Source organism: Streptomyces sp. NPDC096152, from assembly GCF_044763235.1.
GTDB lineage: Bacteria > Actinomycetota > Actinomycetes > Streptomycetales > Streptomycetaceae > Streptomyces.
Map to the genome: position 1 here is coordinate 461,828 of NZ_JBIWFW010000005.1, position 22,729 is coordinate 484,556.

Consider the following 22,729-nt stretch of genomic DNA (forward strand, 5'->3'; position numbering starts at 1 on the left):
CGTACGCCCGGGTCACTCCGGCTGGTGCTCCGGTCCTCCGAAGTCCGGGCTGGTGAAGTCGGGGCTGGTGAAGCTCGTGCGGTGGCTCGGGCTGCCGTCGTCGGGGCTGCTGAAGCCGGGACGGTCGTAGCCGAGCCGCGGCATACGGCCGGTCGGCGCCGAGGGGGCCGGTGCCGTCCGGGGGGCGTTCGAGCCGCGGTCGGTGAGCGCCTCGCGCAGGAACGGCACTATGCCGCGCTCCAGCAGCGCCTCCCGCCAGGCGTCCCTGGCCCGGGCGACCTCCTCGTCGAGCGCGCCGTACGGACCGGCCGTCGGCGAGGGGCGGTTGCGCAGGGCGGTGAGCAGCAGCCCGACGGCGGCGACGAGGATCGCTGCCGCGGTCACCGCGCCGAACACCCAGCCCGTCGTGATCATGGTCTGGGCGAAGGCCGGCGCGGGGTCGAGCATCTTCAGGACGTAGCCGACGAGCAGGAAGAGGGCCGCCGCGGTCCCGGCCAGCACGGGGGCGAGAACGGCGACGACGGCGACGGCGCCCGCGCCGGTCGTCTCCGCGACCTCCCCCATGGTGGTGGCGATGCCCACCGCGCCCGCGCCCGGCTCGGCGGATCCGGCCTCGCGGACGGGCGACGCCGTGGCCTGCTCCGGACGGCGCAGTTCCTCGCGGATCTTCACGTAGTGCTGGTACTCGGTCGCCGCGGCCGCCGTGATGAGGGCGGAGGCGTCGAGTGCCATGGTGCGCAGCTGTTCGAGGTTGAGCCGCTGTCCGACAGCGGCCAGTTCCTGGCGGTGCGGGGCGGAGCGCAGCGCCTCATCGAGGATCCGCTCGTATTCCTGGCGGTCCTCGCTCAGCAGGTGCTGCGGAACGCTGTTCATGTGCATCCCCCGATGCTCCGTAGGGCTTGGGGCTCGCACGCCGGCGAGCCGTCGGGCAGAAACGGAGGGGAGCCTGCTACGGATAAGCCGATGGTAGAGCCGTGACGGCGCGCGGTGACAGGGGGTTTCCACAAATTCGGTGCGGACCTGCGCGTCCGCGACCGCGAGAGGCCGTGCCGGTGAACGCTCAGACGTCCAGCGGCAGTTGCTGGACCAGCAGCTTTCCGGCCATGGTCACGCCGCCGTCCATCGCGATGGCGAGTCCGTCGGCGTAGACGTGCGGTCCCTCCACCACGGGGCCCGCGTTGTCCTCGCCGTCCTCCGAGCCGACCTCGCCCAGCAGATAGGGGATGGGGCTGTGGCCGTGGACGATGCGGTTGCCGCCGTACGTGTCGAGCAGGGAGCGCACGGCGTCGGCGCCGCCCTCGTCGCGGAAGGAGAAGCGCTTGGTGAACTTGCGGAAGAGGTCCCACACCTCGTCGGCGTCGTTGCGCGTGATGGTCTCGCGCACGGTGTCGTTGACCGCCTCGATGGAGTCGCCGTAGTCGAGGTAGGCGGTGGTGTCGGAGTGCACGAGCAGGTGCCCGTCGACCTCCTCGACGGCGTCCAGGCGGGCCATCCACTGCAGGTGGTGGTCCTGGAGGCGGTCCATGTCGGACTTCTGGCCGCCGTTGAGCAGCCAGGCCGCCTGGAAGGTGGCGGTGCCCGCGCCGGAGTGGACGGGGGTGTCGCCGAACCGCTTGGCGCCGAGCAGCAGCAGCTCGTGGTTGCCCATGAGCGCCTTGCAGTAGCCGCCGGCCGCGGCCGCCTCGGCGGACAGCCGCATCACCAGGTCGATGACGCCGATGCCGTCCGGCCCGCGGTCGGTGAAGTCGCCGAGGAACCACAGCCGCGCGGTGCCGGCGCACCAGCGGCCCTCGGAGTCGACGAGCACCTTCTCCCGCAGCGCGGCGAGGAGCTCGTCGAGATAGCCGTGCACGTCCCCGACGACGTACAGGGGGCCCTGGCCGGTGGCGGCCCCGGGGGCCGGTGCGGCGGCCGGGTCGACGGCCACCTGAACCGTGTCACCCCGGTTGATGACGGGCAGGTCGCGCTGCGTGGGCGTGTACGCGTCCGGGTAGCCCTCCCGGGCCGGCGCGGCGGTGTCGGCGGGCTGCGCGCCGTGGGCGTACGGACCGGTCTCGGGCACGTACGCGGGTACCCGGAAGTCGCGCAGCGTCGCCGTCCGCTCCACCTCGGGTCCCTGACCGGCCCCCTGAGTCATCGACCCCTCCACCATCGCGCCGCAGCTGCACCGCTTCGGACTGCCTGGTCGCAGCGGCCCGCGGTGTCGTGGGCCCATCATAGGAATGCGGATCGCGCCATGTGATGACCCAGGGGTGGTGAATCGGAGCAGGACTCCGGTGCACCGCGGCTTTCGCCCCGATTGGGCGGTCTTCGGCGGTCCGGCGGGCGGCCGGCCCGGAGCCTTTCCTCCGGATCCGGCCGGCTCCGGGCGACGGTGCCTCCCGGGTGCCCGAGCGGGGGCAGACGCACGTACCGGGCCCCGCGACCCCGGCACGATGCGAAAGAGTGGCCCTACCGTCCCTCCGGTCCTCGGGGCGGGCTGACGGTCGTACGGGGCGGACGCCGCTGGGACGAGGTGCGCACGATCAACTCGGTCGGTATGACCTGTTCCACCGGCTGGTCCGACTCGACTCCCTCGATCGCGTCGATGAGGAGCTGGACCACCGCGGTGCCGATGCGGCGGGGCTTGAGGGAGAGCGTGCTGATGGGCGGCTCGGTGTTGGCGTACACCGTGGACTCGCTGCAGCACACCAGCAGCAGATCCTCGGGGACGCGCAGGCCGTAGCGGCGGGCGGCGGCGAGCAGGTCGGTGCCGTTCGGGTCGAACAGGCCGTACACGGCGTCCGGGCGGTCGGGCCGGGCGAGCAGCCGGTCGGCGGCGACGGCGCCCGCGCACGGGTCGTGCGCCGGGTAGGCCTCGTACACCGGGTCCTGGCCGACCCGCTCGCACCAGCGCAGGTAGGCCGTGGTCGACAGGTGGGTGTACGTGTCGGTCGTGGTGCCGGTGAGCAGGCCGATGCGCCGGGCGCCGGCCTCGGCGAGATGGTCGAGGATGCCGAGGACCGCGGCCTCGTGGTCGTTGTCGACCCAGGCGGTGACCGGCAGGGTGCCGGCCGGGCGGCCGTCGCTGACGACCGGTAAGCCCTGGCGGACCAGCTCGCTCACCACCGGGTCCTGGTCGGACGGGTCGATGACGACCGTGCCGTCCAGGGCGACGTTCGACCACACGTCGTGGCGCGAGGTCGCGGGCAGGATGACCAGGGCGTAGCCGCGGGCGAGCGCGGCGGAGGTGGCGGCCCGGGCCATCTCGGCGAAGTACGCGAACTCGGTGAAGGTGAAAGGTTCATCCCCGTACGTCGTCACGGTCAGGCCGATCAGTCCCGACTTGCCGGTACGGAGGGTGCGGGCGGCGGCCGAGGGGCGGTACCCCAGCCGGTCGGCGACCTCGCGGACATGGCGCCGGGTGGCGTCCGGGAGCCTGCCTTTGCCGTTGAGGGCGTCGGAGACGGTCGTGATGGAGACCCCGGCGGCGGCGGCCACGTCTCTGATGCCCGCCCGTCCCGGTCGGCTGCCTCGACGTGAGGTTTCCGCGCGGCTCACCTGGTGCTTCCCTGCTGCTGTCATGGCGAGCCGATAGTAGGGCTCTTGCGGTGGGGTAGTGCGGACGCATATGCACGCGTTGACAGGCACGTTTCTGCATGGTCATCTGCGGTCAACTTCCTCGGAAGCCATGCCAGTTAAACGGTCCAGCGTCAGTACGTGCCGTAGGGGCACGCATGGGCCTGGCGAGCCCTCGATGTTTCGAAGAGGTCTCAACTCACCTGCACGGGTGATGCGCGCCACGGCGTGAGCCACCGGCGCGTAGATATATGTGCGATGCGCCCCCTCATTCGTACAACTTCGTACAACGTTGCCCCCGGATGCCGGTGCGACGGGCGGAGTCCGGCCTTCCGCGGACGAGTGATGGCTCCCGACCCATGCGCAGGCGCGCGGAATCCTCATAAGGTGAGCAGTATTGAAAGCCGGTGGTGGTCACGAGGAGGACTGCGGTGAGCGAGACGAGCCCGAAGCTGCGCGCCGAGCTGGAGGGTATTCCCACCTACAAGCCGGGCAAGCCCGCCGCGGCCGGGGGCCCGGTGGCGTACAAGCTGTCCTCCAACGAGAACCCCTATCCGCCGTTGCCGGGGGTGATGGAGACGGTCACGGCGGCCGCCTGCTCCTTCAACCGCTACCCCGACATGGCGTGCACGGCCCTGACGAACGAGCTGGCCGAGCGCTTCGGCGTGCCGGCCTCCCACGTGGCCACCGGGACCGGCTCGGTGGGTGTCGCCCAGCAGCTGATCCAGGCGACCAGCGGACCGGGCGACGAGGTCGTCTACGCCTGGCGGTCCTTCGAGGCTTACCCGATCATCACCCGGATCAGCGGCGCCACCTCGGTGCAGGTGCCGCTCACGCCGGGCGACGTGCACGACCTGGACGCGATGGCGGACGCGATCACCGACCGCACCCGGCTGGTCTTCGTCTGCAACCCGAACAACCCGACCGGCACGGTGGTGCGGCGGGCCGAACTGGAGCGCTTCCTCGACCGGGTGCCCGGCGATGTACTGGTGGTGCTGGACGAGGCCTACCGCGAGTTCATCCGCGACCCGGAGGTCCCCGACGGCGTGACGCTGTACCGGGACCGGCCCAATGTCTGCGTCCTGCGGACGTTCTCCAAGGCGTACGGCCTGGCCGGCCTGCGGGTGGGCTTCGCGATCGCCCATGAGCCGGTGGCGGCGGCGCTGCGCAAGACGGCGGTGCCCTTCGGCGTGAGCCAGCTCGCGCAGGAGGCGGCGGTCGCCTCGCTGCGCGCCGAGGACGAACTGCTCGGCCGGGTCGGCTCGCTGGTGTGCGAGCGCGCGCGCGTGGTCGACGGCCTGCGCGCCCAGGGCTGGACGGTGCCCGAGACCCAGGCCAACTTCGTCTGGCTGCGGCTGGGGGAGCGCACGACGGCCTTCGCCGAGGCCTGCGAGCAGGCGGGCGTGGTGGTCCGGCCGTTCCCGAACGAGGGTGTGCGGGTGACGATCGGCGAGAGCGAGGCGAACGACATCTTCCTGAAGGTGACGGAGGCGTTCCGCAAGGAGGCCTGAGCCGCGGCGCCGGGGCCCCGCCTCCCTGGCTCCTTGCTGCCGTTGTCGTTCCTCTTCCGCCCCTCTGTCGTGCCGCCCCCGGACCGGGTCCGGGGGCGGTTTCGTGTTCCGGGCGCCGGAGGGGACCCCCCACCCCTCGGACGCCGAACGGGTATGCGTCATAATTGCTTGTGAATGTGAACGCGTTCACAAGCGCGTCCCGATTGCTCCGTGATGTGCGTTACATCCCGGGTATGCGGTCGCCGTGATCGCCGCGAGGTAAGGAGAGTGACGACGTGGACCTGGCTCTGGCGCCGGAGACACTGGCGCGCTGGCAGTTCGGCATCACCACCGTCTACCACTTCCTGTTCGTCCCCCTGACGATCTCGCTGGCCGCTCTGACGGCCGGGTTGCAGACGGCCTGGGTGCGCACGGAGAACGAGAAGTACCTCAGGGCCACCAAGTTCTGGGGCAAGCTCTTCCTGATCAACATCGCCATGGGCGTGGTCACCGGCATCGTGCAGGAGTTCCAGTTCGGCATGAACTGGTCGGACTACTCCCGCTTCGTCGGCGACATCTTCGGCGCCCCGCTGGCCTTCGAGGCCCTGATCGCGTTCTTCTTCGAGTCCACCTTCATCGGGCTGTGGATCTTCGGCTGGGACAGGCTGCCCAAGAAGATCCATCTGGCCTGCATCTGGATGGTGGCGATCGGCACGATCCTGTCGGCCTACTTCATCCTCGCGGCGAATTCCTGGATGCAGCACCCCGTCGGCTACCGGATCAACCAGGCCAAGGGGCGCGCCGAGCTCACCGACTTCTGGGCCGTGCTGACCCAGAACACCGCGCTCAGCCAGGCCTTCCACACGCTCTCCGCGGCCTTCCTGACCGGCGGGGCGTTCATGGTCGGCATCGCCGCCTACCACCTCGCCCGCAAGAAGCACGTCCGCGAGATGAAGACCTCGCTGCGGCTCGGCCTGGTCACCGTCGTCATCGCCGGCCTGCTGACCGCGGTCAGCGGCGACGTCCTCGGCAAGGTCATGTTCAAGCAGCAACCGATGAAGATGGCGGCGGCCGAGGCGCTGTGGAACGGCCAGGACTCCGCCCCGTTCTCGATCTTCGCCTACGGCGACGTGGAGAAGGGCCACAACAGCGTGGCCATCGAGATCCCGGGCGTGCTGTCCTTCCTGGCCAACGACGACGTCACCTCCTATGTGCCGGGCATCAACGATGTCAACAAGGCCGAGCAGCAGAAGTTCGGGCCCGGTGACTACCGGCCCAACATCCCGGTCACCTTCTGGGGCTTCCGCTGGATGATCGGCTTCGGCATGGCGTCCTTCGCCATCGGTCTGGCCGGTCTGGGGCTGACCCGCAAGAAGTTCCTGCTGCCGGGGCACCTGCGGGTGGCCGAGGACGAGGTCCCGCACCTGGTCCTGTTCCGGAACAACGCACTCAGCCCGAAGCTCACCACCTGGTACTGGCGCATCGCGATCTGGACCCTGGCCTTCCCGCTGATCGCCAACTCCTGGGGCTGGATCTTCACCGAGATGGGCCGCCAGCCCTGGGTCGTCTACGGCGTCCTGCAGACCCGGCACGCGGTCTCCCCCGGCGTCTCCCAGGCCGAGGTCCTCACCTCGATGACCGTCTTCACGCTGCTCTACGCCATCCTCGCCGTCATCGAGGTGAAGCTGCTCGTGAAGTACGTCAAGGCCGGCCCGCCCGAGCTGACCGAGGCCGATCTCCACCCGCCCACGAAGATCGGCGGCGACTCCCGTGACGCCGACAAGCCGATGGCCTTCTCGTACTAGGCCGAGGGAGCTGCACAGTCATGGAACTGCACGACGTCTGGTTCGTCCTCATCGCCGTCCTGTGGACCGGCTACTTCTTCCTGGAGGGCTTCGACTTCGGGGTCGGCATCCTCACCAGGCTGCTGGCCCGCGACCGGCCGGAGCGGCGAGTCCTGATCAATACCATCGGTCCCGTCTGGGACGGCAACGAGGTCTGGCTGCTCACCGCGGGCGGCGCCACCTTCGCGGCCTTCCCCGAGTGGTACGCCACGCTCTTCTCCGGCTTCTACCTGCCCTTGCTGGTCATCCTGGTCTCCCTGATCGTGCGGGGCGTCGCCTTCGAGTACCGGGCCAAGCGGTCCGAGGAGCACTGGCAGCGCAACTGGGAGACCGCGATCTTCTGGAGCTCACTGATCCCCGCCTTCCTGTGGGGCGTGGCCTTCGGCAACATCGTGAGGGGCGTGAAGATCGACCGGAACCTGGAGTACGTCGGGAACGTCTGGGACCTGCTCAACCCGTACGCGCTCCTCGGCGGGCTGGTCACCCTGACCCTGTTCACCTTCCACGGCGCGGTGTTCACCGCTCTGAAGACCGTCGGTGACATCCGGGAGCGGGCGCGGAGGCTGGCCCTGTGGGTGGGCCTGGTGACGGCGGTCGCGGCGCCGGCCTTCCTGGTGTGGACACAGGCCGACACGGGCAACGGCCGGAGCCTGGTGGCGCTGGTCGTGGCGGTGCTCGCCCTGGTGACCGCGCTGGTGGCGAACCAGGCGGGACGCGAGGGATGGTCCTTCGCCCTGTCCGGCGTCACGATCGTGGCCGCGGTGGCGATGCTCTTCCTGTCCCTCTTCCCGGACGTCATGCCGTCCTCGCTGAACGAGCAGTGGAGCCTGACGGTCACCAACGCCTCGTCCAGCCCGTACACCCTGAACATCATGACCTGGTGCGCGGGAATCGCGACCCCGATCGTCCTGCTCTACCAGGGGTGGACCTACTGGGTCTTCCGCAAGCGGATCGGCACGCAGCACATCGCCGAAGCCGCGCACTGAGTCCGAACGGGGTGTGTTTCACGTGAAACACACCCCTCTGGGCCGAAGGGCTTGCCTCCCGTGAAACCGATCGATCCACGCCTCCTCCGTCACGCCCGCGCCACCCGGTTCTTCCTCGTGGCGGTCATCGGCCTGGGTGCCGTCGGCGCGGGGCTGGTCATCGCGCAGGCGATGCTCCTCGCCGAGCTGGTGGTGGGCGCCTTCCAGCACCGGCTGCCGGTCGCCGAACTCCGCACTTCCCTGCTGCTGTTGGTGGCCGTCGCCTGCGGCCGCGCGCTGGTCTCCTGGCTCACCGAGCTGGCCGCGCACCGGGCGAGCGCCGCGGTGAAGTCCGAGCTGCGCGGGCGGCTGCTGGAGCGGGCCGCGGCGCTCGGTCCCGTCCGGCCGGGCGGGCAGCGGACCGGCTCGCTGGTCGCCCTGGCCACCCGGGGCGTCGACGCCCTGGACGACTACTTCTCGCGCTATCTGCCGCAGTTGGGGCTCGCGGTGGTCGTCCCGGTGGCGGTGCTGGCGCGGATCGTCACCGAGGACTGGGTGTCGGCGGCCATCATCGTCTGCACCCTGCCCCTCATCCCCGTCTTCATGATGCTGATCGGCTGGGCGACGCAGTCGCGGACGGACCGGCAGTGGAGGCTGCTGTCCCGGCTGTCCGGACACTTCCTCGACGTCGTCGCCGGGCTGCCGACCCTGAAGGTGTTCGGCCGGGCCAAGGCGCAGGCGGAGTCCATCCGGCGCATCACCGGCGAGTACCGGCGGGCCACGATGCGGACCCTGCGGATCGCCTTCCTCTCCTCGTTCGCGCTGGAACTGCTCGCGACCCTGTCAGTGGCCCTGGTCGCCGTCACCATCGGTATGCGGCTGGTCGACGGCGATCTGGCCCTGTACGACGGCCTGGTCGTCCTCGTGCTGGCGCCCGAGGCGTATCTGCCGCTGCGTCAGGTCGGGACGCAGTACCACGCGGCGGCGGAGGGGCTGGCAGCGGCCGAGGAGATCTTCGCCGTCCTCGAGACGCCGGTGCCGGAGCCCGGCCGGGGCGCCGTCCCGGAGGGGGCGTTGGTCTTCGAGGGCGTGAGCGTCCGCTATCCCGGCCGGTCCGCCGACGCCGTGAGCAATGTGTCCTTCACCGTGGAACCCGGAGAGACGGTGGCCCTGGTCGGGCCGAGCGGGGCGGGCAAGTCGACCCTGCTGAACGTCCTGCTGGGGTTCGTCCGGCCCACCGGAGGGCGGGTGCGGATCGGCGGGGCCGATCTGGCGGACCTCGATCCGGAGCAGTGGCGGTCCCGTGTCGCCTGGGTGCCGCAGCGGCCGCACCTGTACGCCGGCACCATCGCCGAGAACGTACGGCTCGCGCGGCCCGACGCGGACGACGCGGCGGTACGGCGGGCGCTGGCCGACGCCGGTGCGCTGGAGTTCGTCGACGCGCTGCCCGAGGGAGCGGACACCGTGCTGGGAGAGGACGGGGCCGGCCTGTCCGCCGGGCAGCGGCAGCGGCTGGCGCTGGCCCGGGCCTTCCTCGCGGACCGGCCGGTCCTGCTGCTGGACGAGCCCACGGCCGCGCTGGACGGGGCGACCGAGGCCGAAGTCGTCGACGCGGTACGGCGGCTGTCCGTCGGGCGGACGGTGCTGCTGGTGGTGCACCGTCCGGCGCTGCTGGGGGTGGCGGACCGGGTGGTGCGGCTCCGGGAGGCCGAGAGCGCAGGGGCCGAGGGCGCAGGGGCCGAGGGCGCAGGGGTCGAGGGTGCGGAAGCCGAGGGTGCCCGGCGGGCCGCGAACGCCTCCGGGGCCCGCATGATCGCGGCGGAGAGCGGGGCGGAGAGCGGGGCGGAGAGCGCGGCGGAGACCGCAGGGGAGGCCGTAGCCCCCTCCGTGCCGGTCGAGCCGGAGAGCGGTGCCGTGGCGGTCTCCGGTGGCGTCCTCGCACGCGTCCGGGCCATGTCCGGCCCCCGGCGCGGCCGGCTCGCTCTCGCCCTGCTGCTCGGCAGCCTCGCGCTCGCCAGTGCCGTCGGGCTGATGGCCACCTCGGGGTGGCTGATCTCGCGGGCCTCGCAGCAGCCCCCCGTGCTGTACCTGATGGTGGCGGTGACGGCGACGCGCGCCTTCGGCATCGGACGTGCGGTCTTCCGGTACGCCGAGCGCCTGGTGTCGCACGACGCGGTGCTGCGGATGCTGGCCGACACCCGGGTGGCGGTCTACCGGCGGCTGGAGCGGCTGGCGCCCGCCGGACTGCGCCGGACCCGCCGGGGCGATCTGCTGTCCCGGCTCGTCGCCGACGTGGACGCGCTCCAGGACTACTGGCTGCGCTGGCTGCTGCCGGCCGGAGCCGCCGTGCTGGTCTCGGCCGCCTCCGTGGCGTTCACGGCCTGGCTGCTGCCGGAGGCCGGGGCGGTGCTGGCGGCCGGGCTGCTGGCCGCCGGGGTCGGCGTCCCGCTGGTCACCGGTGCCGTGGCCCGGCGGGCCGAGCGCCGGCTCGCCCCCGCCCGCGGGGTGCTCGCGACCCGGGTGACCGACCTGTTCACCGGCACCGCCGAACTCACGGTCGCCGGCGCCCTGCCCGCCCGTACCGCCGAGGCGCGGCGGGCCGACACGGTGCTCACCCGGATCGCCTCGCGCGCCGCCACGGCCACCGCGCTGGGCGACGGGCTCACCGCGCTGATCTCGGGCCTGACGGTCGCGGCGGCGGGCCTCGCCGGCGCCCGGGGGGTCGCGGACGGGCGGCTGGCCGGGGTGGCCATGGCCGTCGTCGTCCTCACCCCGTTGGTCGCGTTCGAGGCCGTGCTCGGGATGCCGCTCGCCGCGCAGTACCGGCAGCGGGTGCGCCGCAGCGCGGAGCGGGTGCACGAGGTCCTGGACGCCCCCGAGCCCGTCCGTGAACCGGAACGGCCGGGGCGCGCGCCCGCCTCTCCCTTCCCGCTCGTCGTGACCGGCCTCACGGCCCGGCACGCGGGACAGGAAAGCGATGCCTTGAGCGGCCTCGACCTGACGCTGGACCGGGGGCGCAGGATCGCGGTGGTCGGGCCCTCCGGGTCCGGCAAGACCACGCTGGCCCAGGTGCTGCTGCGGTTCCTGGACGCGCGGGCGGGTGCCTACACGCTGGGCGGGATCGACGCCTACGCCCTGGACGGCGACGACGTACGGCGGAGCGTCGGGCTCTGCGCCCAGGACGCGCACCTCTTCGACAGCTCCGTACGGGAGAACCTGCTGTTGGCGAGGAAGGACGCCACCGAGGCCGAGGTGCGGGACGCGCTCGCGCGGGCCCGGCTGCTCGACTGGGTGGACAGCCTGCCCGACGGCCTCGACACGCTCGTCGGCGAGCACGGCGCGCGACTGTCCGGCGGGCAGCGGCAACGGCTGGCGCTGGCCCGCGCACTGCTCGCCGACTTCCGGGTCCTCGTGCTCGACGAGCCCGCCGAGCACCTGGACCTGCCGACGGCCGACGCCCTCACCGCCGATCTGCTGGCCGCCACCGAGGGCCGTACGACGCTTCTCATCACGCACCGGCTGGCCGGGCTGGAGAGCGTCGACGAGGTGCTCGTCCTCGACGGGGGGCGTGTGGTGCAGCGGGGCCCCTACGCGGAGCTGGCCGCCCTGCCGGGGCCGCTGCGGCGGATGGTGACGCGGGAGGCGGAGGCGGAGCTTCTGACGGCGGCGCGCCAGGCCCCGTCCCGGCCGGGCGGAGCGCCGCCCGTCACAGCCGTTCCGCGAGCAGCTGCTCGATGACGACCGCGACCCCGTCCTCGTTGTTGGCGACCGTCCGCCCGGAGGCCGCGGCGATCACGGCCGGGTGGGCGTTGCCCATGGCGTAGGAGCGGCCGGCCCAGGTCAGCATCTCCACGTCGTTGGGCATGTCGCCGAAGGCGACGACCTGCTCGTGCGAGATGCCTCGCTCGGCGCAGCACAGGGCGAGCGTGCTGGCCTTGGAGACGCCCGGGCCGCTGATCTCCAGCAGGGCGCTGGGGCTGGACCGGGTGATGGTGGCGCGCTCGCCGACGGCCAGGCGGGCGAGGGTGAGGAAGGCGTCGGGGTCCAGCTCGGGGTGGTAGGCGAGGACCTTCAGGATCGGCTGGTCGGTGCCGGCCCCGTCCACGGCCAGCAGCTCCTCGGCCGGCGCGCGCGTGTCCGGCACCTCCATGTGCAGCTTCGGATAGGCCGGCTCCTGGTAGAAGCCGTAGGTCTGCTCGACCGCGTACACCGTGCCCGGCGCCGCGTCCCGCAGCAGTCCCACGGCGTCCAGCGCGTTCTCCCGGCCCAGGTCCCGCACCTTGACGAAGCGGTGGGCGCCGGGCCCGCCGTGCAGGTCGACCACGGCGGCGCCGTTGCCGCAGATCGCCAGGCCGTGGCCGTGCACATGGTCGCTGACGACGTCCATCCACCGGGCCGGGCGGCCGGTGACGAAGAAGACCTCGACGCCCGCCTCCTCGGCGGCGGCGAGGGCGGCGACCGTGCGGGGGGACACCGACTTGTCGTCGCGCAGCAGCGTCCCGTCGAGGTCGGTGGCGATCAGCCGCGGTGGGCCGGCGGGGGCACCGCCCCGCTCGCGCGAGGTCGAGAGCATGGGTGAGGCGGCCGGGATCGCGGGCTGTCGAGTCGCTGAGGTCACCACGCCATTGTCCCGCACATGCCCGCCCGGCCGGGCGGGACCGCGCACATGTGATGAGGACCTCCGCACATCTGAGGAGCCACCCCGCAGAGCCCTGCTCACGGAGTCCACGTCCACCCCGGGAGCCCACCTCGCGGACCCTCCCCCGGGACCCGCCGCAGAGGAGACACCCCCCAGACGTCATCCGAGCTGGGCCGGTGCCTCCCGGGCGATCTGCTCGAAGACCTTCTCGTCGGCCGCGAAGTCCGAGTCGGGGATCGGCCAGTGGACCACGATCTCGGTGAACCCCAGTTCCTTGTGGCGTCCGGCGAAGTCCACGAACGCGTCGAGAGACTCCAGCGGACGGCCCCGGTCCGGGGTGAACCCGGTGAGCAGGATCCGGTCCAGCTCGGAGACGTCCCGCCCGATCGCGTCGCAGGCGGCGGCCAGCTTGTCGCTCTGGTCGCGCAGCGCCTGGAGCGACTGCTCCGGGGTGCCGTTCTCGTAGAGCCTCGGGTCGCCGGTGGTCACCCACGCCTGTCCGTGACGCGCGGCGAGCCGCAGCCCGCGCGGACCGGTGGCCGCCACCGCGAACGGCAGCCGGGGCCGCTGCACACAGCCGGGGATGTTGCGTGCCTCGTGCGCCGAGTAGAAGTCGCCCTTGTACGACACGGCGTCCTCGGTCAGCAGCCGGTCGAGCAGCGGAATGAACTCGGCGAGCCGGTCGGCCCGCTCCCGCGGGGTCCAGGGCTCCTGGCCGAGCGCGGTGGCGTCGAATCCGGTGCCGCCCGCACCGATGCCGAGCGTGACGCGGCCGCCGGAGATGTCGTCGAGTGAGATGAGCTCCTTGGCGAGGGTGACCGGGTGCCGGAAGTTCGGCGAGGTCACCAGCGTGCCCAGGCGCAGCCGCTCGGTCGCGGCCGCCGCGGCGGTCAGGGTCGGCACGGCACCGAACCAGGGGCCGTCCCGGAAGCTGCGCCACGACAGGTGGTCGTAGGTGTAGGCGGTGTGGAAGCCCAGCTCCTCGGCACGCGTCCATGCCGCGCGGCCTCCCTCGTGCCAGCGGCGGTACGGGAGGATCACGGTGCTCAGGCGCAGGCTCATGGCCCCGAGCCTATGCGCCGCCGCGGTTTCACGTGAAACGGCGACCGCCCGCGTCCGACCCGCCGGAACCTCTACAGGCCCCCCGGAAAGCGCAGGTACCGCGGAGGCACCGCCCGCGTCAGCCACACCCCGTTCGCGCTGACGTGGAAGACATGGCCGTCGCGGTGCATCGCGGCCGCGTCGACGGAGAGGACGACCGGGCGGCCCCGGCGGGCGCCCACGCGGGTCGCGGTCTCGCGGTCCGGTGAGAGGTGCACGTCGTGGCGGTTCATGGGGCGGAGCCCCTCGGAGCGGATCGCGTCCAGATGGCGGGCCACGGTCCCGTGGAAGAGGTGGGCCGGCGGGTTCGCGGGCGGCAGCCCGAGGGCGACCTCGATGCTGTGCCCCTGGCTGGCGCGGATCCGAGTGCCCTCGATCGCGAAGCGCCGCTTGTCGTTGACGGCGACCACGTGGTCCAGTTCCTCGCGCGTGAAGGGGAAACCGTGTGCGCCGGCCGCCGCGATCAGCACGTCGATCTCCACCCAGCCGGCCGCGTCCGGCAGCAGCCCGATCCGCTCGGGCTGGTGGCGGAGGTGTTTCGACAGGTACTTCGACACCGTGACGGTGCGTCTTTCGTCCATCTCCCCAGCCTGCCGGGGAGACGCGGATCACGCAGTCGAATTTCCCGGCGGAGGTTTGATCCACAAGCAGGCGGGGTTATCCACAGGCTGAGCCGCGATTCTGTGGACAACCGCCCGCCCGCTCGGGGGTTTGGCAAGATCGACTGGAGCGACTCCCGCTCACAGCGGCGGCTCGGCCCGCGCGAGTCTGCGCAGCGCCCCCGGCGTGAACCGGGACATCGCGCGCAGCACCCGCGCCTCCGGCGTCACCGGGACCACCGCCTCGTTGCGGGCGACCGCGCGCAGGATCGCGTCGGCGACCTTCTCCGGCGGGTAGTTCCGCAGCCCGTACAGGCGGGCCGCGCGCTTCTGCCGGCGCCGCTCCTCCTCGGCGCCGACCCCCGCGAAGCGCGCCGTCGATGTGATGGCGGTGTTGACGAAGCCGGGACAGACCGCGGTGACGCCGATGCCCCGCCCGGCCAGCTCGGCGCGCAGGCACTCGCTGAGCATCAGCACCGCGGCCTTGGAGGTGCTGTAGGCGGGCAGCGCCCGGGAGGGCTGGTAGGCCGCCGCGGAGGCGGTGTTGACGATGTGGCCGCCCTGCCCGCGCTCGGCCATCTGCCGTCCGAAGAGCCGGCAGCCGTGGATCACGCCCCACAGATTGACGTCGAGGACCTTCCGCCAGTCCTCCGGCGTGGTGTCGAGGAAGGGGCCGGCCAGTCCGATGCCGGCGTTGTTGACCAGCACGTCCACCACGCCGTACGCGTCGGCGACCTTCGCGGCGAGCTTCTCCATCGCCTGCTCGTCGGAGACGTCCACCGTCTCCGCCCAGGCGGCCGGCGCCCCGTGCAGCCGGGACAGCTCGGCGGTGCGGGCGGCGGCCTCCGCGTCCCGGTCGACGGCGACCACCCGGGCCCCGGCCTCGGCGAAGGCGAGCGCCGTGGCCCGCCCGATGCCGCTGCCCGCCCCGGTGACGAGCACGAGCTGTCCGCCGAATCGGTCGGCGTACTTCCCGGTCGCCGCCGGTACGGGACGCCCGCCCTCGGTGGCCGTCACGAACTCCGAGATCCAGGCCGCCACCTGGTCCGGCCGGGTGCGGGGGATCCAGTGCCCGGCGGGCAGCGTCCGGCGCACCAGGTCCGGCGCCCACCGCTCCAGCTCGTCGTACAGCCGCTCCGACAGGAACGCGTCCCCCTCGGGCGTGACGAGCTGCACGGGCACGTGGGCGTAGGCGTCCGGGCGCGGCCTGCGCAGCCGGGCCCGGACGTTGTCCCGGTACAGCCAGGCGCCGTGCGCCGCGTCCGTCGGCAGCGACGCGGTCGGGTAGTCCCCGCCGGGCACCTTCTCCATGCGCCGGAGGATCCCAGGCCACCGCCTGCCGAGCGGGCCGCGCCAGGCCAGCTCCGGCAGCACCGGCGTGTGCAGCAGGTACACGTACCAGGACCGGGCGCCCTGGCCGAGGAGCTGTCCGACCCGGCGCGGGGTGGGCCGCTTGATCCGCCGGCCGATCCAGTGGCCGAAGTGGTCGAGCGAGGGCCCGGACATCGAGGTGAAGGAGGCGATCCGGCCCTTGGTGCGCCCGACGGTGACGAACTCCCAGGCCTGCACCGAGCCCCAGTCGTGGCCCACCAGGTGCACCGGCCGGCCGGGGCTGACCGCGTCGATCACGGCCAGGAAGTCGTCGGTGAGCTTCTCCAGGGTGAAGCCGCCGCGCAGCGGCCGGGGCGCCGTGGAGCCCCCGTGGCCCCGTACGTCGTACAGCACGACGTGGAAGCGGTCGGCGAGCCGCCCGGCCACCTCCGACCAGACCTCCTTGCTGTCCGGGTAGCCGTGCACCAGGACGACCGTCGGCCGCGCCGGGTCGCCCAGCTCGGCCACGCACAGCTCGACCCCGCCGGTCGGGACCCGGCGCTCCCGCGCCCCCTTCAGTGAGGGCACGCGCGCCCCGTCCCCTCCACCCGGCGCGGCACCGCCCCGCGCCCGCCTTCCACCGTCCACCGGCCCACCCAGCCCTTCGGCCGCAGTATGTGTCCGTTACGTGATCTGGCGACTGTGGCAGTTGTTAGACCGATCGTCAATAGCGGGGAGGGGCGGGGGGAGGCCGCGGCAGAGGGGGGAGGAACCAGGCAGAACGGCCGGTCCGGCTGAGACCTCAGGGGGACCTCCGCGGCCCCGTACGACTGGAGGCTGACACCAAGACTGCTCTGGGGTCTGACGACGGCCCCGGCGGGCGTCACTACCGTCTACGACGTGACTGTGATCGCGACCGAAAGCCTGAGCAAGCGGTTCCCCCGGGTGACCGCGCTCGACCGGCTCTCCGTGGACGTCGGGCCCGGTGTGACCGGACTCGTCGGCGCCAACGGGGCCGGCAAGTCCACCCTGATCAAGATCCTGCTGGGTCTGTCCCCCGCCACCGAGGGCCGCGCCGAGGTGCTCGGCCTCGACGTCGCCACCCAGGGCGCCGCCATCCGCGAACGGGTCGGCTACATGCCGGAGCACGACTGCCTGCCGCCCGACGTCTCGGCCACCGAGTTCGTCGTCCACATGGCCCGCATGTCCGGCCTCCCGCCCACCGCCGCGCGCGAGCGCACCGCGGACACGCTGCGCCACGTCGGCCTCTACGAGGAGCGCTACCGCCCCATCGGCGGCTACTCCACCGGCATGAAGCAGCGCGTCAAGCTCGCCCAGGCCCTGGTGCACGACCCGCGGCTGGTCTTCCTCGACGAGCCCACCAACGGCCTCGACCCGGTCGGCCGCGACGAGATGCTCGGCCTGATCCGCCGCATCCACACCGACTTCGGGATCTCGGTCCTGGTCACCTCGCACCTGCTGGGCGAGCTGGAGCGCACCTGCGACCACGTCGTCGTCATCGACGGCGGCACCCTGCTCCGCTCCAGCTCCACCACCGACTTCACCCAGACCACGACCACCCTCGCCGTCGAGGTCACCGACACCGACGAGCACCCGGACGGCACCCGCGCGGTGCGCGACGCGCTCCACGCGCGCGGGGTGGCGACCCAGGACGGCACCGGCCTGCCGGGCGCCGGCCACGTCCTGCTGCTCACCGCCCGGGGCGAGGAGACGTACGACGTGGTGCGGGACGTCATCGCGGACCTCGGCCTCGGCCTGGTGCGCATGGAACAGCGCAGGCACCACATCTCGGAGGTCTTCCGGGACGACGACGCACAGCACGGCGCAGAGCGGAAGGAGGCGGTCGGCCATGGCGGTTGAGCAGCCCACCCGGACACCCGTCCCGCCCTCGGGAGACCAGACCCGCATCCACGACATCGGCTACCGCGGCTACGACGGCCCCCGCCTCGGCCGCGCCTACGCCCGCCGCTCGCTGTACTCGCAGTCCCTGCGCGGCGCCTACGGCCTCGGCCGCTCGCTGAAGTCCAAGGTGCTGCCGATGCTGCTGTTCGTGGTGATGTGCGTGCCCGCGGCCATCATGGTCGCCGTCGCGGTCGCCACGAAGATGAAGGACCTGCCCGTCGACTACACGCGCTACGCCATCATCATGCAGGGCGTCATCAGCCTGTACGTCGCCTCGCAGGCACCCCAGTCGGTCTCCCGCGACCTGCGCTTCAAGACCGTGCCGCTGTACTTCTCGCGGCCCATCGAGACCGCCGACTACGTCCGCGCCAAGTACGCCGCCCTGGCCTCGGCGCTGTTCGTCCTGACCGCCGCGCCGCTGCTCGTGCTGTACGTGGGGGCGCTGCTGGCCAAGATGGACTTCGCCGACCAGACCAGAGGATTCGCCGAGGGACTCGTCTCCGTGACCCTGCTCTCCCTGCTCCTGGCCGGGATCGGCCTGGTCGTCGCCGCCGTCACCCCGCGCCGCGGCTTCGGCATCGCCGCCGTGATCGCCGTCCTGACCATCTCCTACGGCGCCGTCTCCACCCTGCAGGCCATCGCCGACGCCCAGGGCAGCACCGGCGCGATCGCCTGGATCGGCCTCTTCTCGCCGCTCACCCTCATCGACGGCGTGCAGACGGCCTTCCTGGGCGCGACCTCGTCCTTCCCCGGCGGGGCCGGCGCGGGCCCCTCCCACGCGGAGGGCGTCGTCTACGTCCTCGCGGTGCTGGGACTCATCGCCGCGTGCCACGGCCTCCTCGTGCGCCGCTACAAGAAGGTGGGACTGTGACGACCCTCAGCATCGACCACGTCTCCCGATGGTTCGGCAACGTGGTCGCCGTCAACGACGTCACCATGACGATCGGCCCCGGCGTCACCGGCCTGCTCGGCCCCAACGGCGCCGGCAAGTCCACCCTGATCAACATGATGGGCGGCTTCCTCGCCCCCTCCACCGGCTCCGTCACCCTCGACGGGCAGCCGGTGTGGCGCAACGAGCGGATCTACCGGCACATCGGCGTCGTCCCCGAGCGGGAGGCGATGTACGACTTCCTCACCGGCCGCGAGTTCGTCCTCGCCAACGCCGAACTGCACGGCCTCGGCGCGAAGGCCGCCCAGCGCGCCCTCGCCACGGTCGAGATGGAGTACGCGCAGGACCGGAAGATCTCCACGTACTCCAAGGGCATGCGGCAGCGCGTGAAGATGGCCTCCGCACTGGTCCACGATCCCTCGCTGCTGCTGCTCGACGAGCCGTTCAACGGCATGGACCCGCGCCAGCGGATGCAGTTGATGGACCTGCTGCGGCGCATGGGCGACGAGGGCCGCACGGTGCTGTTCTCCTCGCACATCCTGGAGGAGGTCGAACAGCTCGCCCGGCACATCGAGGTCGTCGTCGCCGGACGCCACGCGGCCAGCGGCGACTTCCGCCGCATCCGCCGCCTGATGACCGACCGGCCGCACCGCTACCTGGTCCGCTCCAGCGACGACCGCGCCCTCGCCGCCGCGCTGATCGCCGACCCGTCCACGTCCGGCATCGAGGTCGACCTCGCCGAGGGCGCCCTGCGGATCCAGGCCGTCGACTTCGGCCGGTTCACCGCCCTGCTGCCGAGGGTGGCCAGGGACCACGGCATCCGCCTGCTCACGGTCTCGCCGTCCGACGAGTCCCTCGAGTCCGTCTTCTCGTATCTGGTCGCGGCGTAGGAGGCCGAAGATGTACGACCCCACAGTCGCCCGGCTCACCTACCGCGGCCTGCTCGGCCGCCGTCGCGCCCTCGTCCTCGGCGCGCTGCCGCTGCTGCTGATCGTGATCGCCGTAGCGGTCCGCGCCCTCGCCGGCGCCGACGACCAGACCGCGGTGAACGTCCTCGGCGGGTTCGCCCTCGCCACCATGGTGCCGCTCATCGGCGTCATCGCCGGCACCGGCGCCATCGGCCCGGAGATCGACGACGGCTCGGTGGTGTACCTGCTGTCCAAGCCGCTGAAGCGGCCGACGATCATCTTCACCAAGCTGATCGTGGCGATCGCGGTGACGATGGTGTTCTCCGCCGTGCCGACGCTGATCGCCGGTCTGATCCTCAACGGCAACGGCCAGCAGATCGCGGTGGCCTACACGGTGGCCGCGCTGGTCGCCTCGATCGCCTACGCGGCGCTCTTCCTGCTGCTCGGCACGGTGTCCCGGCACGCGGTGGTCTTCGGCCTCGTCTACGCGCTGGTCTGGGAGGCGCTGTTCGGCTCCCTGGTGCCCGGGGCGCGCACGCTGAGCGTCCAGCAGTGGTCGCTGGCGGTGGCGCACAAGGTGGCCGGCGGGGACCTCGTGACCTCCGAGGTCGGACTGACGACGGCGACGGTGCTGCTGGTCGCTGTGACCGTGCTGGCCACCTGGTTCGCCGGGCAGAAGCTGCGCTCGCTCACCCTGGCCGGCGAGGAGTGACCCTCCGGTCCCGCCGTCCGCGGCGGGACCGGCGACCTGCCCATATTCGATGGCGTACGCGGCGGCGTCCGGGCACAGTGGTGGTGCGGACGGCGCCGGGACGCGACCGGCGCCCCGCCCGGGGCGGCCGCTTCGAGCACGCGACACGCCGTCGCGTGGGCCGCCCTCGGGCGTGCTGCCGAGGGCCCGCGGGCGCTGTCCGACGCGGGCGCTATCCGAGCAGCCGCTCCAGCACCACCGCGATGCCGTCCTCCTCGTTGGAGGCCGTCACCTCGTCGGCCACCGCCTTCAGCTCCTCGTGCGCGTTGGCCATGGCCACGCCCCGGGACGCCCAGGCGAACATCGGGATGTCGTTGGGCATGTCGCCGAAGGCGAGGGTGTCGGCGGCCTTCGCGCCCAGTCGGCGGGCCGCCAGCGACAGACCGGTGGCCTTCGACAGGCCGAGCGGGAGGAGCTCGACGATGCCCTCCCCGGCCATGGTGACCGAGACGAAGCCGCCCGCGGTCTGCCGGGCCACCTCGGCGAGCTCGTCGTCCGACAGCGTCGGGTGCTGGACGTAGATCTTGTTCAGGGGCGCCGACCACAGATCGGAGACGTCCGTGAACGGCGTCGCCGGGAGCGCGCCCGTGACCGCGTACCCGGGACCCACCAGCACCTCGCCGTCCAGGCCGTCACGGCTCGCCGCCAGGTACAGCGCGCCGACCTCGGCCTCGATCTTGGCCAGGGCCACGGCCGCCAGCTGCCGGTCCAGCGTCACCGACGTCAGCAGACGGTGCTCCCCGGCGTGGTAGACCTGGGCGCCCTGGCCGCAGACCGCGAGGCCCCGGTAGCCGAGGTCGTCGAGTATGTGCCGGGTCCAGGGGACCGCGCGCCCGGTCACCACGATGTGCGCGGCGCCCACCGCGGTGACCGCGGCGAGCGCCTCGCGCGTGCGTGACGAGACCGACTCGTCGGTGCGCAGCAGCGTCCCGTCGAGGTCGGTCGCGATCAGCTTGTACGGGAACGCCTCGGCGGCGGCGCTCACCTGGTCACCGGTTCCAGGACCTCCCGGCCGCCGAGGTAGGGGCGCAGCACCGGCGGCACCCACACGGAGCCGTCGGCCTGCTGGTGGTTCTCCAGGAGCGCGACGATCGTCCGCGGGACGGCGCACAGCGTGCCGTTGAGCGTGGCCAGCGGGCGGACGGTCTTACCGTCGCGGACGCGGATCTGCAGGCGGCGGGACTGGAACTCGGTGCAGTCCGAGGTGGAGGTCAGCTCGCGGTACTTGCCCTGGGTCGGGATCCAGGCCTCGCAGTCGAACTTGCGCGCGGCCGAGGCGCCGAGGTCACCGGAGGCGACGTCGATGACCCGGAACGGCAGCTCCAGCGACGACAGCCACTGCTTCTCCCACTCCAGCAGACGCTGGTGCTCCTCCTGCGACTCCTCCGGGGCGACGTAGGTGAACATCTCGACCTTGTCGAACTGGTGCACGCGGAAGATGCCCCGGGTGTCCTTGCCGTGCGAGCCGGCCTCGCGGCGGAAGCAGGGCGAGAAGCCCGCGTAGCGCAGCGGCAGGCGGTCCGCGTCGATGATCTCGTCCATGTGGTACGCGGCGAGCGGCACCTCGGAGGTGCCGACCAGGTAGAGGTCGTCCTTCTCGAGGTGGTAGACGTCCTGGGCGGCCTGGCCGAGGAAGCCGGTGCCGGCCATCGACTGGGGGCGGACCAGCGCCGGGGGCAGCATCGGCGTGAAGCCGGCCGCCGTGGCCTGCGCGATCGCCGCGTTCACCAGGGCGAGCTCCAGCAGGGCGCCGACGCCGGTGAGGAAGTAGAAGCGCGAGCCGGACACCTTGGCGGCGCGCTCGACGTCGATGGCGCCGAGGAGCTGACCGAGCTCCAGGTGGTCCTTGGGCTCGAAGCCCTCGGCGGAGAAGTCGCGGATCGTGCCGTGCGTCTCCAGCGTGACGAAGTCCTCCTCGCCGCCGACCGGAACGTCGGGGTGCACGAGGTTGCTCAGCTTCTGGAGGAGTTCCTGGGTCTCGTGGGCGGCCGCGTCGCGCTCGGCGTCGGCCGTCTTGACGTCGGCGGCGAGCTGACCGGCCTTCTTCAGCAGCTCGGCCTTCTCGTCCCCGGCGGCCCTGGGGATGAGTTTGCCGAGCGCCTTCTGCTCGGCGCGCAGTTCGTCGAAGCGGACGCCGGACGACCTGCGCCGCTCGTCGGCAGACAGGAGAGCGTCGACGAGCGCGACGTCCTCTCCACGGGCGCGCTGTGACGCGCGCACACGGTCGGGGTCCTCACGGAGCAGGCGAAGGTCAATCACGCGGCCAAGGCTACCGGTGCCGCCTTCCCGCTCACGACCCTGTATTCCGAACCGCGGCTTACCCACCGTTATGGAGGAATTGCCCCCAGTGTCAATAACCCGTGTCTCACTCCCTGGGACGGAGCAGTCGGCGGGCGTGGTGTTGACTGGATTTCCTTGCGGAAACGGGAACTTGGTTGCCCCCTTGTCCACAGGGATCCTCTGTCCGGGAAAGTTATCCACAGGCTGTGCGAAAGATCTGTGGACTTCGGAATTGATCACTCCGGAAGGTCGGGCCGGAGTGAAGAATTCCCGGTGCAAACCCCCGCGACACCCACGTTCGGGTGGAAATGGGTCGCCCCAAAAGATGAACCAAAGGAAACGGGTGGACGAAGGGTGATGTGTGTGGCGGTGGCCGCCCTGAGGGCTCGTAGGGCGATTTGTCGACTGAGTGGCGCTTCGGTGTCGACTTGTCCCCAGGTCGAGACGAAGCCTGTGGATAACTTCTGTGGA

The 22,729-nt window shown here is 72.1% G+C and carries 17 protein-coding genes; 8 read left to right on the forward strand and 9 right to left on the reverse strand.

The window, feature by feature from the left end; genetic code table 11:
- Positions 1-12: 12 nt before the first annotated feature.
- The 3 genes from ACIQ9G_RS19820 to ACIQ9G_RS19830 all read right to left on the reverse strand — a co-directional run bounded on the left by ACIQ9G_RS19820 (position 13) and on the right by ACIQ9G_RS19830 (position 3,564).
- The gene (locus ACIQ9G_RS19820) at positions 13-879 is read right to left on the reverse strand and encodes a hypothetical protein (RefSeq protein WP_403610962.1); all 867 of its coding nucleotides are present in this window, start codon (positions 877-879) and stop codon (positions 13-15) included.
- Between the two features lie 181 nt (positions 880-1,060).
- A complete protein-coding gene (locus tag ACIQ9G_RS19825) occupies positions 1,061-2,152 on the reverse strand; it encodes a metallophosphoesterase (RefSeq protein ID WP_403610965.1) in 1,092 nt (363 codons plus the stop codon).
- 299 nt (positions 2,153-2,451) lie between these two features.
- The gene (locus tag ACIQ9G_RS19830; protein ID WP_392195929.1) at positions 2,452-3,564 is read right to left on the reverse strand and encodes a LacI family DNA-binding transcriptional regulator; all 1,113 of its coding nucleotides are present in this window, start codon (positions 3,562-3,564) and stop codon (positions 2,452-2,454) included.
- 425 nt (positions 3,565-3,989) lie between these two features.
- Here ACIQ9G_RS19830 and hisC point away from each other — a divergent pair, with 425 nt between their 5' ends.
- From hisC to cydD, 4 genes are all read left to right on the forward strand, one after another.
- The gene (gene hisC / locus ACIQ9G_RS19835; RefSeq protein WP_403610967.1) at positions 3,990-5,069 is read left to right on the forward strand and encodes a histidinol-phosphate transaminase; all 1,080 of its coding nucleotides are present in this window, start codon (positions 3,990-3,992) and stop codon (positions 5,067-5,069) included.
- A 275-nt stretch (positions 5,070-5,344) separates the two neighbouring features.
- On the forward strand, positions 5,345-6,853 hold the full coding sequence (locus ACIQ9G_RS19840) for a cytochrome ubiquinol oxidase subunit I (RefSeq protein WP_403610970.1): 1,509 nt from the start codon (positions 5,345-5,347) through the stop codon (positions 6,851-6,853).
- 20 nt (positions 6,854-6,873) lie between these two features.
- Positions 6,874-7,878, forward strand: a complete 1,005-nt coding sequence (gene cydB, locus ACIQ9G_RS19845; RefSeq protein WP_403610973.1) for a cytochrome d ubiquinol oxidase subunit II — start codon at positions 6,874-6,876, stop codon at positions 7,876-7,878.
- A gap of 60 nt (positions 7,879-7,938) precedes the next feature.
- Positions 7,939-11,595: a thiol reductant ABC exporter subunit CydD gene (cydD, locus tag ACIQ9G_RS19850; RefSeq protein WP_403610976.1), complete on the forward strand. Its 3,657-nt coding sequence runs from the start codon at positions 7,939-7,941 to the stop codon at positions 11,593-11,595.
- Here the strand turns inward: cydD and ACIQ9G_RS19855 are convergent.
- From ACIQ9G_RS19855 to ACIQ9G_RS19870, 4 genes are all read right to left on the reverse strand, one after another.
- Positions 11,564-12,493, reverse strand: coding sequence for a Cof-type HAD-IIB family hydrolase (locus ACIQ9G_RS19855; protein ID WP_403611308.1), 930 nt, complete (start codon positions 12,491-12,493; stop codon positions 11,564-11,566). The genes cydD and ACIQ9G_RS19855 overlap by 32 nt on opposite strands.
- A 162-nt stretch (positions 12,494-12,655) precedes the next feature.
- Positions 12,656-13,558 (reverse strand): LLM class flavin-dependent oxidoreductase, encoded by a 903-nt coding sequence (locus ACIQ9G_RS19860; protein ID WP_403610979.1) that lies wholly within the window; start codon positions 13,556-13,558, stop codon positions 12,656-12,658.
- Between the two features lie 71 nt (positions 13,559-13,629).
- Complete coding sequence (locus tag ACIQ9G_RS19865; protein ID WP_403610982.1) at positions 13,630-14,178, reverse strand: RNA 2'-phosphotransferase; 549 nt, start codon at positions 14,176-14,178, stop codon at positions 13,630-13,632.
- Positions 14,179-14,337: 159 nt separating this feature from the next.
- On the reverse strand, positions 14,338-16,095 hold the full coding sequence (locus ACIQ9G_RS19870; RefSeq protein WP_403610989.1) for an SDR family oxidoreductase: 1,758 nt from the start codon (positions 16,093-16,095) through the stop codon (positions 14,338-14,340).
- A 318-nt stretch (positions 16,096-16,413) separates the two neighbouring features.
- On the opposite strand from ACIQ9G_RS19870, the gene ACIQ9G_RS19875 reads away from it, so the two are divergent.
- From ACIQ9G_RS19875 to ACIQ9G_RS19890, 4 genes are read left to right on the forward strand one after another with little or no spacing between them, the layout of a single operon-like run.
- Positions 16,414-17,388, forward strand: a complete 975-nt coding sequence (locus ACIQ9G_RS19875) for an ABC transporter ATP-binding protein (RefSeq protein WP_403611311.1) — start codon at positions 16,414-16,416, stop codon at positions 17,386-17,388.
- Positions 17,378-18,301, forward strand: a complete 924-nt coding sequence (locus ACIQ9G_RS19880; RefSeq protein WP_403610992.1) for an ABC transporter permease — start codon at positions 17,378-17,380, stop codon at positions 18,299-18,301. The genes ACIQ9G_RS19875 and ACIQ9G_RS19880 overlap by 11 nt, the downstream gene beginning before the upstream one ends.
- Positions 18,298-19,209: an ABC transporter ATP-binding protein gene (locus ACIQ9G_RS19885; RefSeq protein ID WP_356181255.1), complete on the forward strand. Its 912-nt coding sequence runs from the start codon at positions 18,298-18,300 to the stop codon at positions 19,207-19,209. Before ACIQ9G_RS19880 ends, ACIQ9G_RS19885 begins: the two co-directional genes overlap by 4 nt.
- A gap of 10 nt (positions 19,210-19,219) precedes the next feature.
- Positions 19,220-19,939 (forward strand): ABC transporter permease, encoded by a 720-nt coding sequence (locus ACIQ9G_RS19890; protein WP_356181252.1) that lies wholly within the window; start codon positions 19,220-19,222, stop codon positions 19,937-19,939.
- Between the two features lie 211 nt (positions 19,940-20,150).
- Here the strand turns inward: ACIQ9G_RS19890 and ACIQ9G_RS19895 are convergent, their stop codons facing one another.
- Both ACIQ9G_RS19895 and serS read right to left on the reverse strand, forming a co-directional pair.
- Positions 20,151-20,963: an HAD family hydrolase gene (locus ACIQ9G_RS19895; protein ID WP_403610995.1), complete on the reverse strand. Its 813-nt coding sequence runs from the start codon at positions 20,961-20,963 to the stop codon at positions 20,151-20,153.
- Entirely contained in the window at positions 20,960-22,237 is a 1,278-nt protein-coding gene (serS, locus tag ACIQ9G_RS19900) for a serine--tRNA ligase (RefSeq protein ID WP_403610998.1), read from the reverse strand. The genes ACIQ9G_RS19895 and serS overlap by 4 nt, the downstream gene beginning before the upstream one ends.
- Positions 22,238-22,729 lie beyond the last annotated feature (492 nt).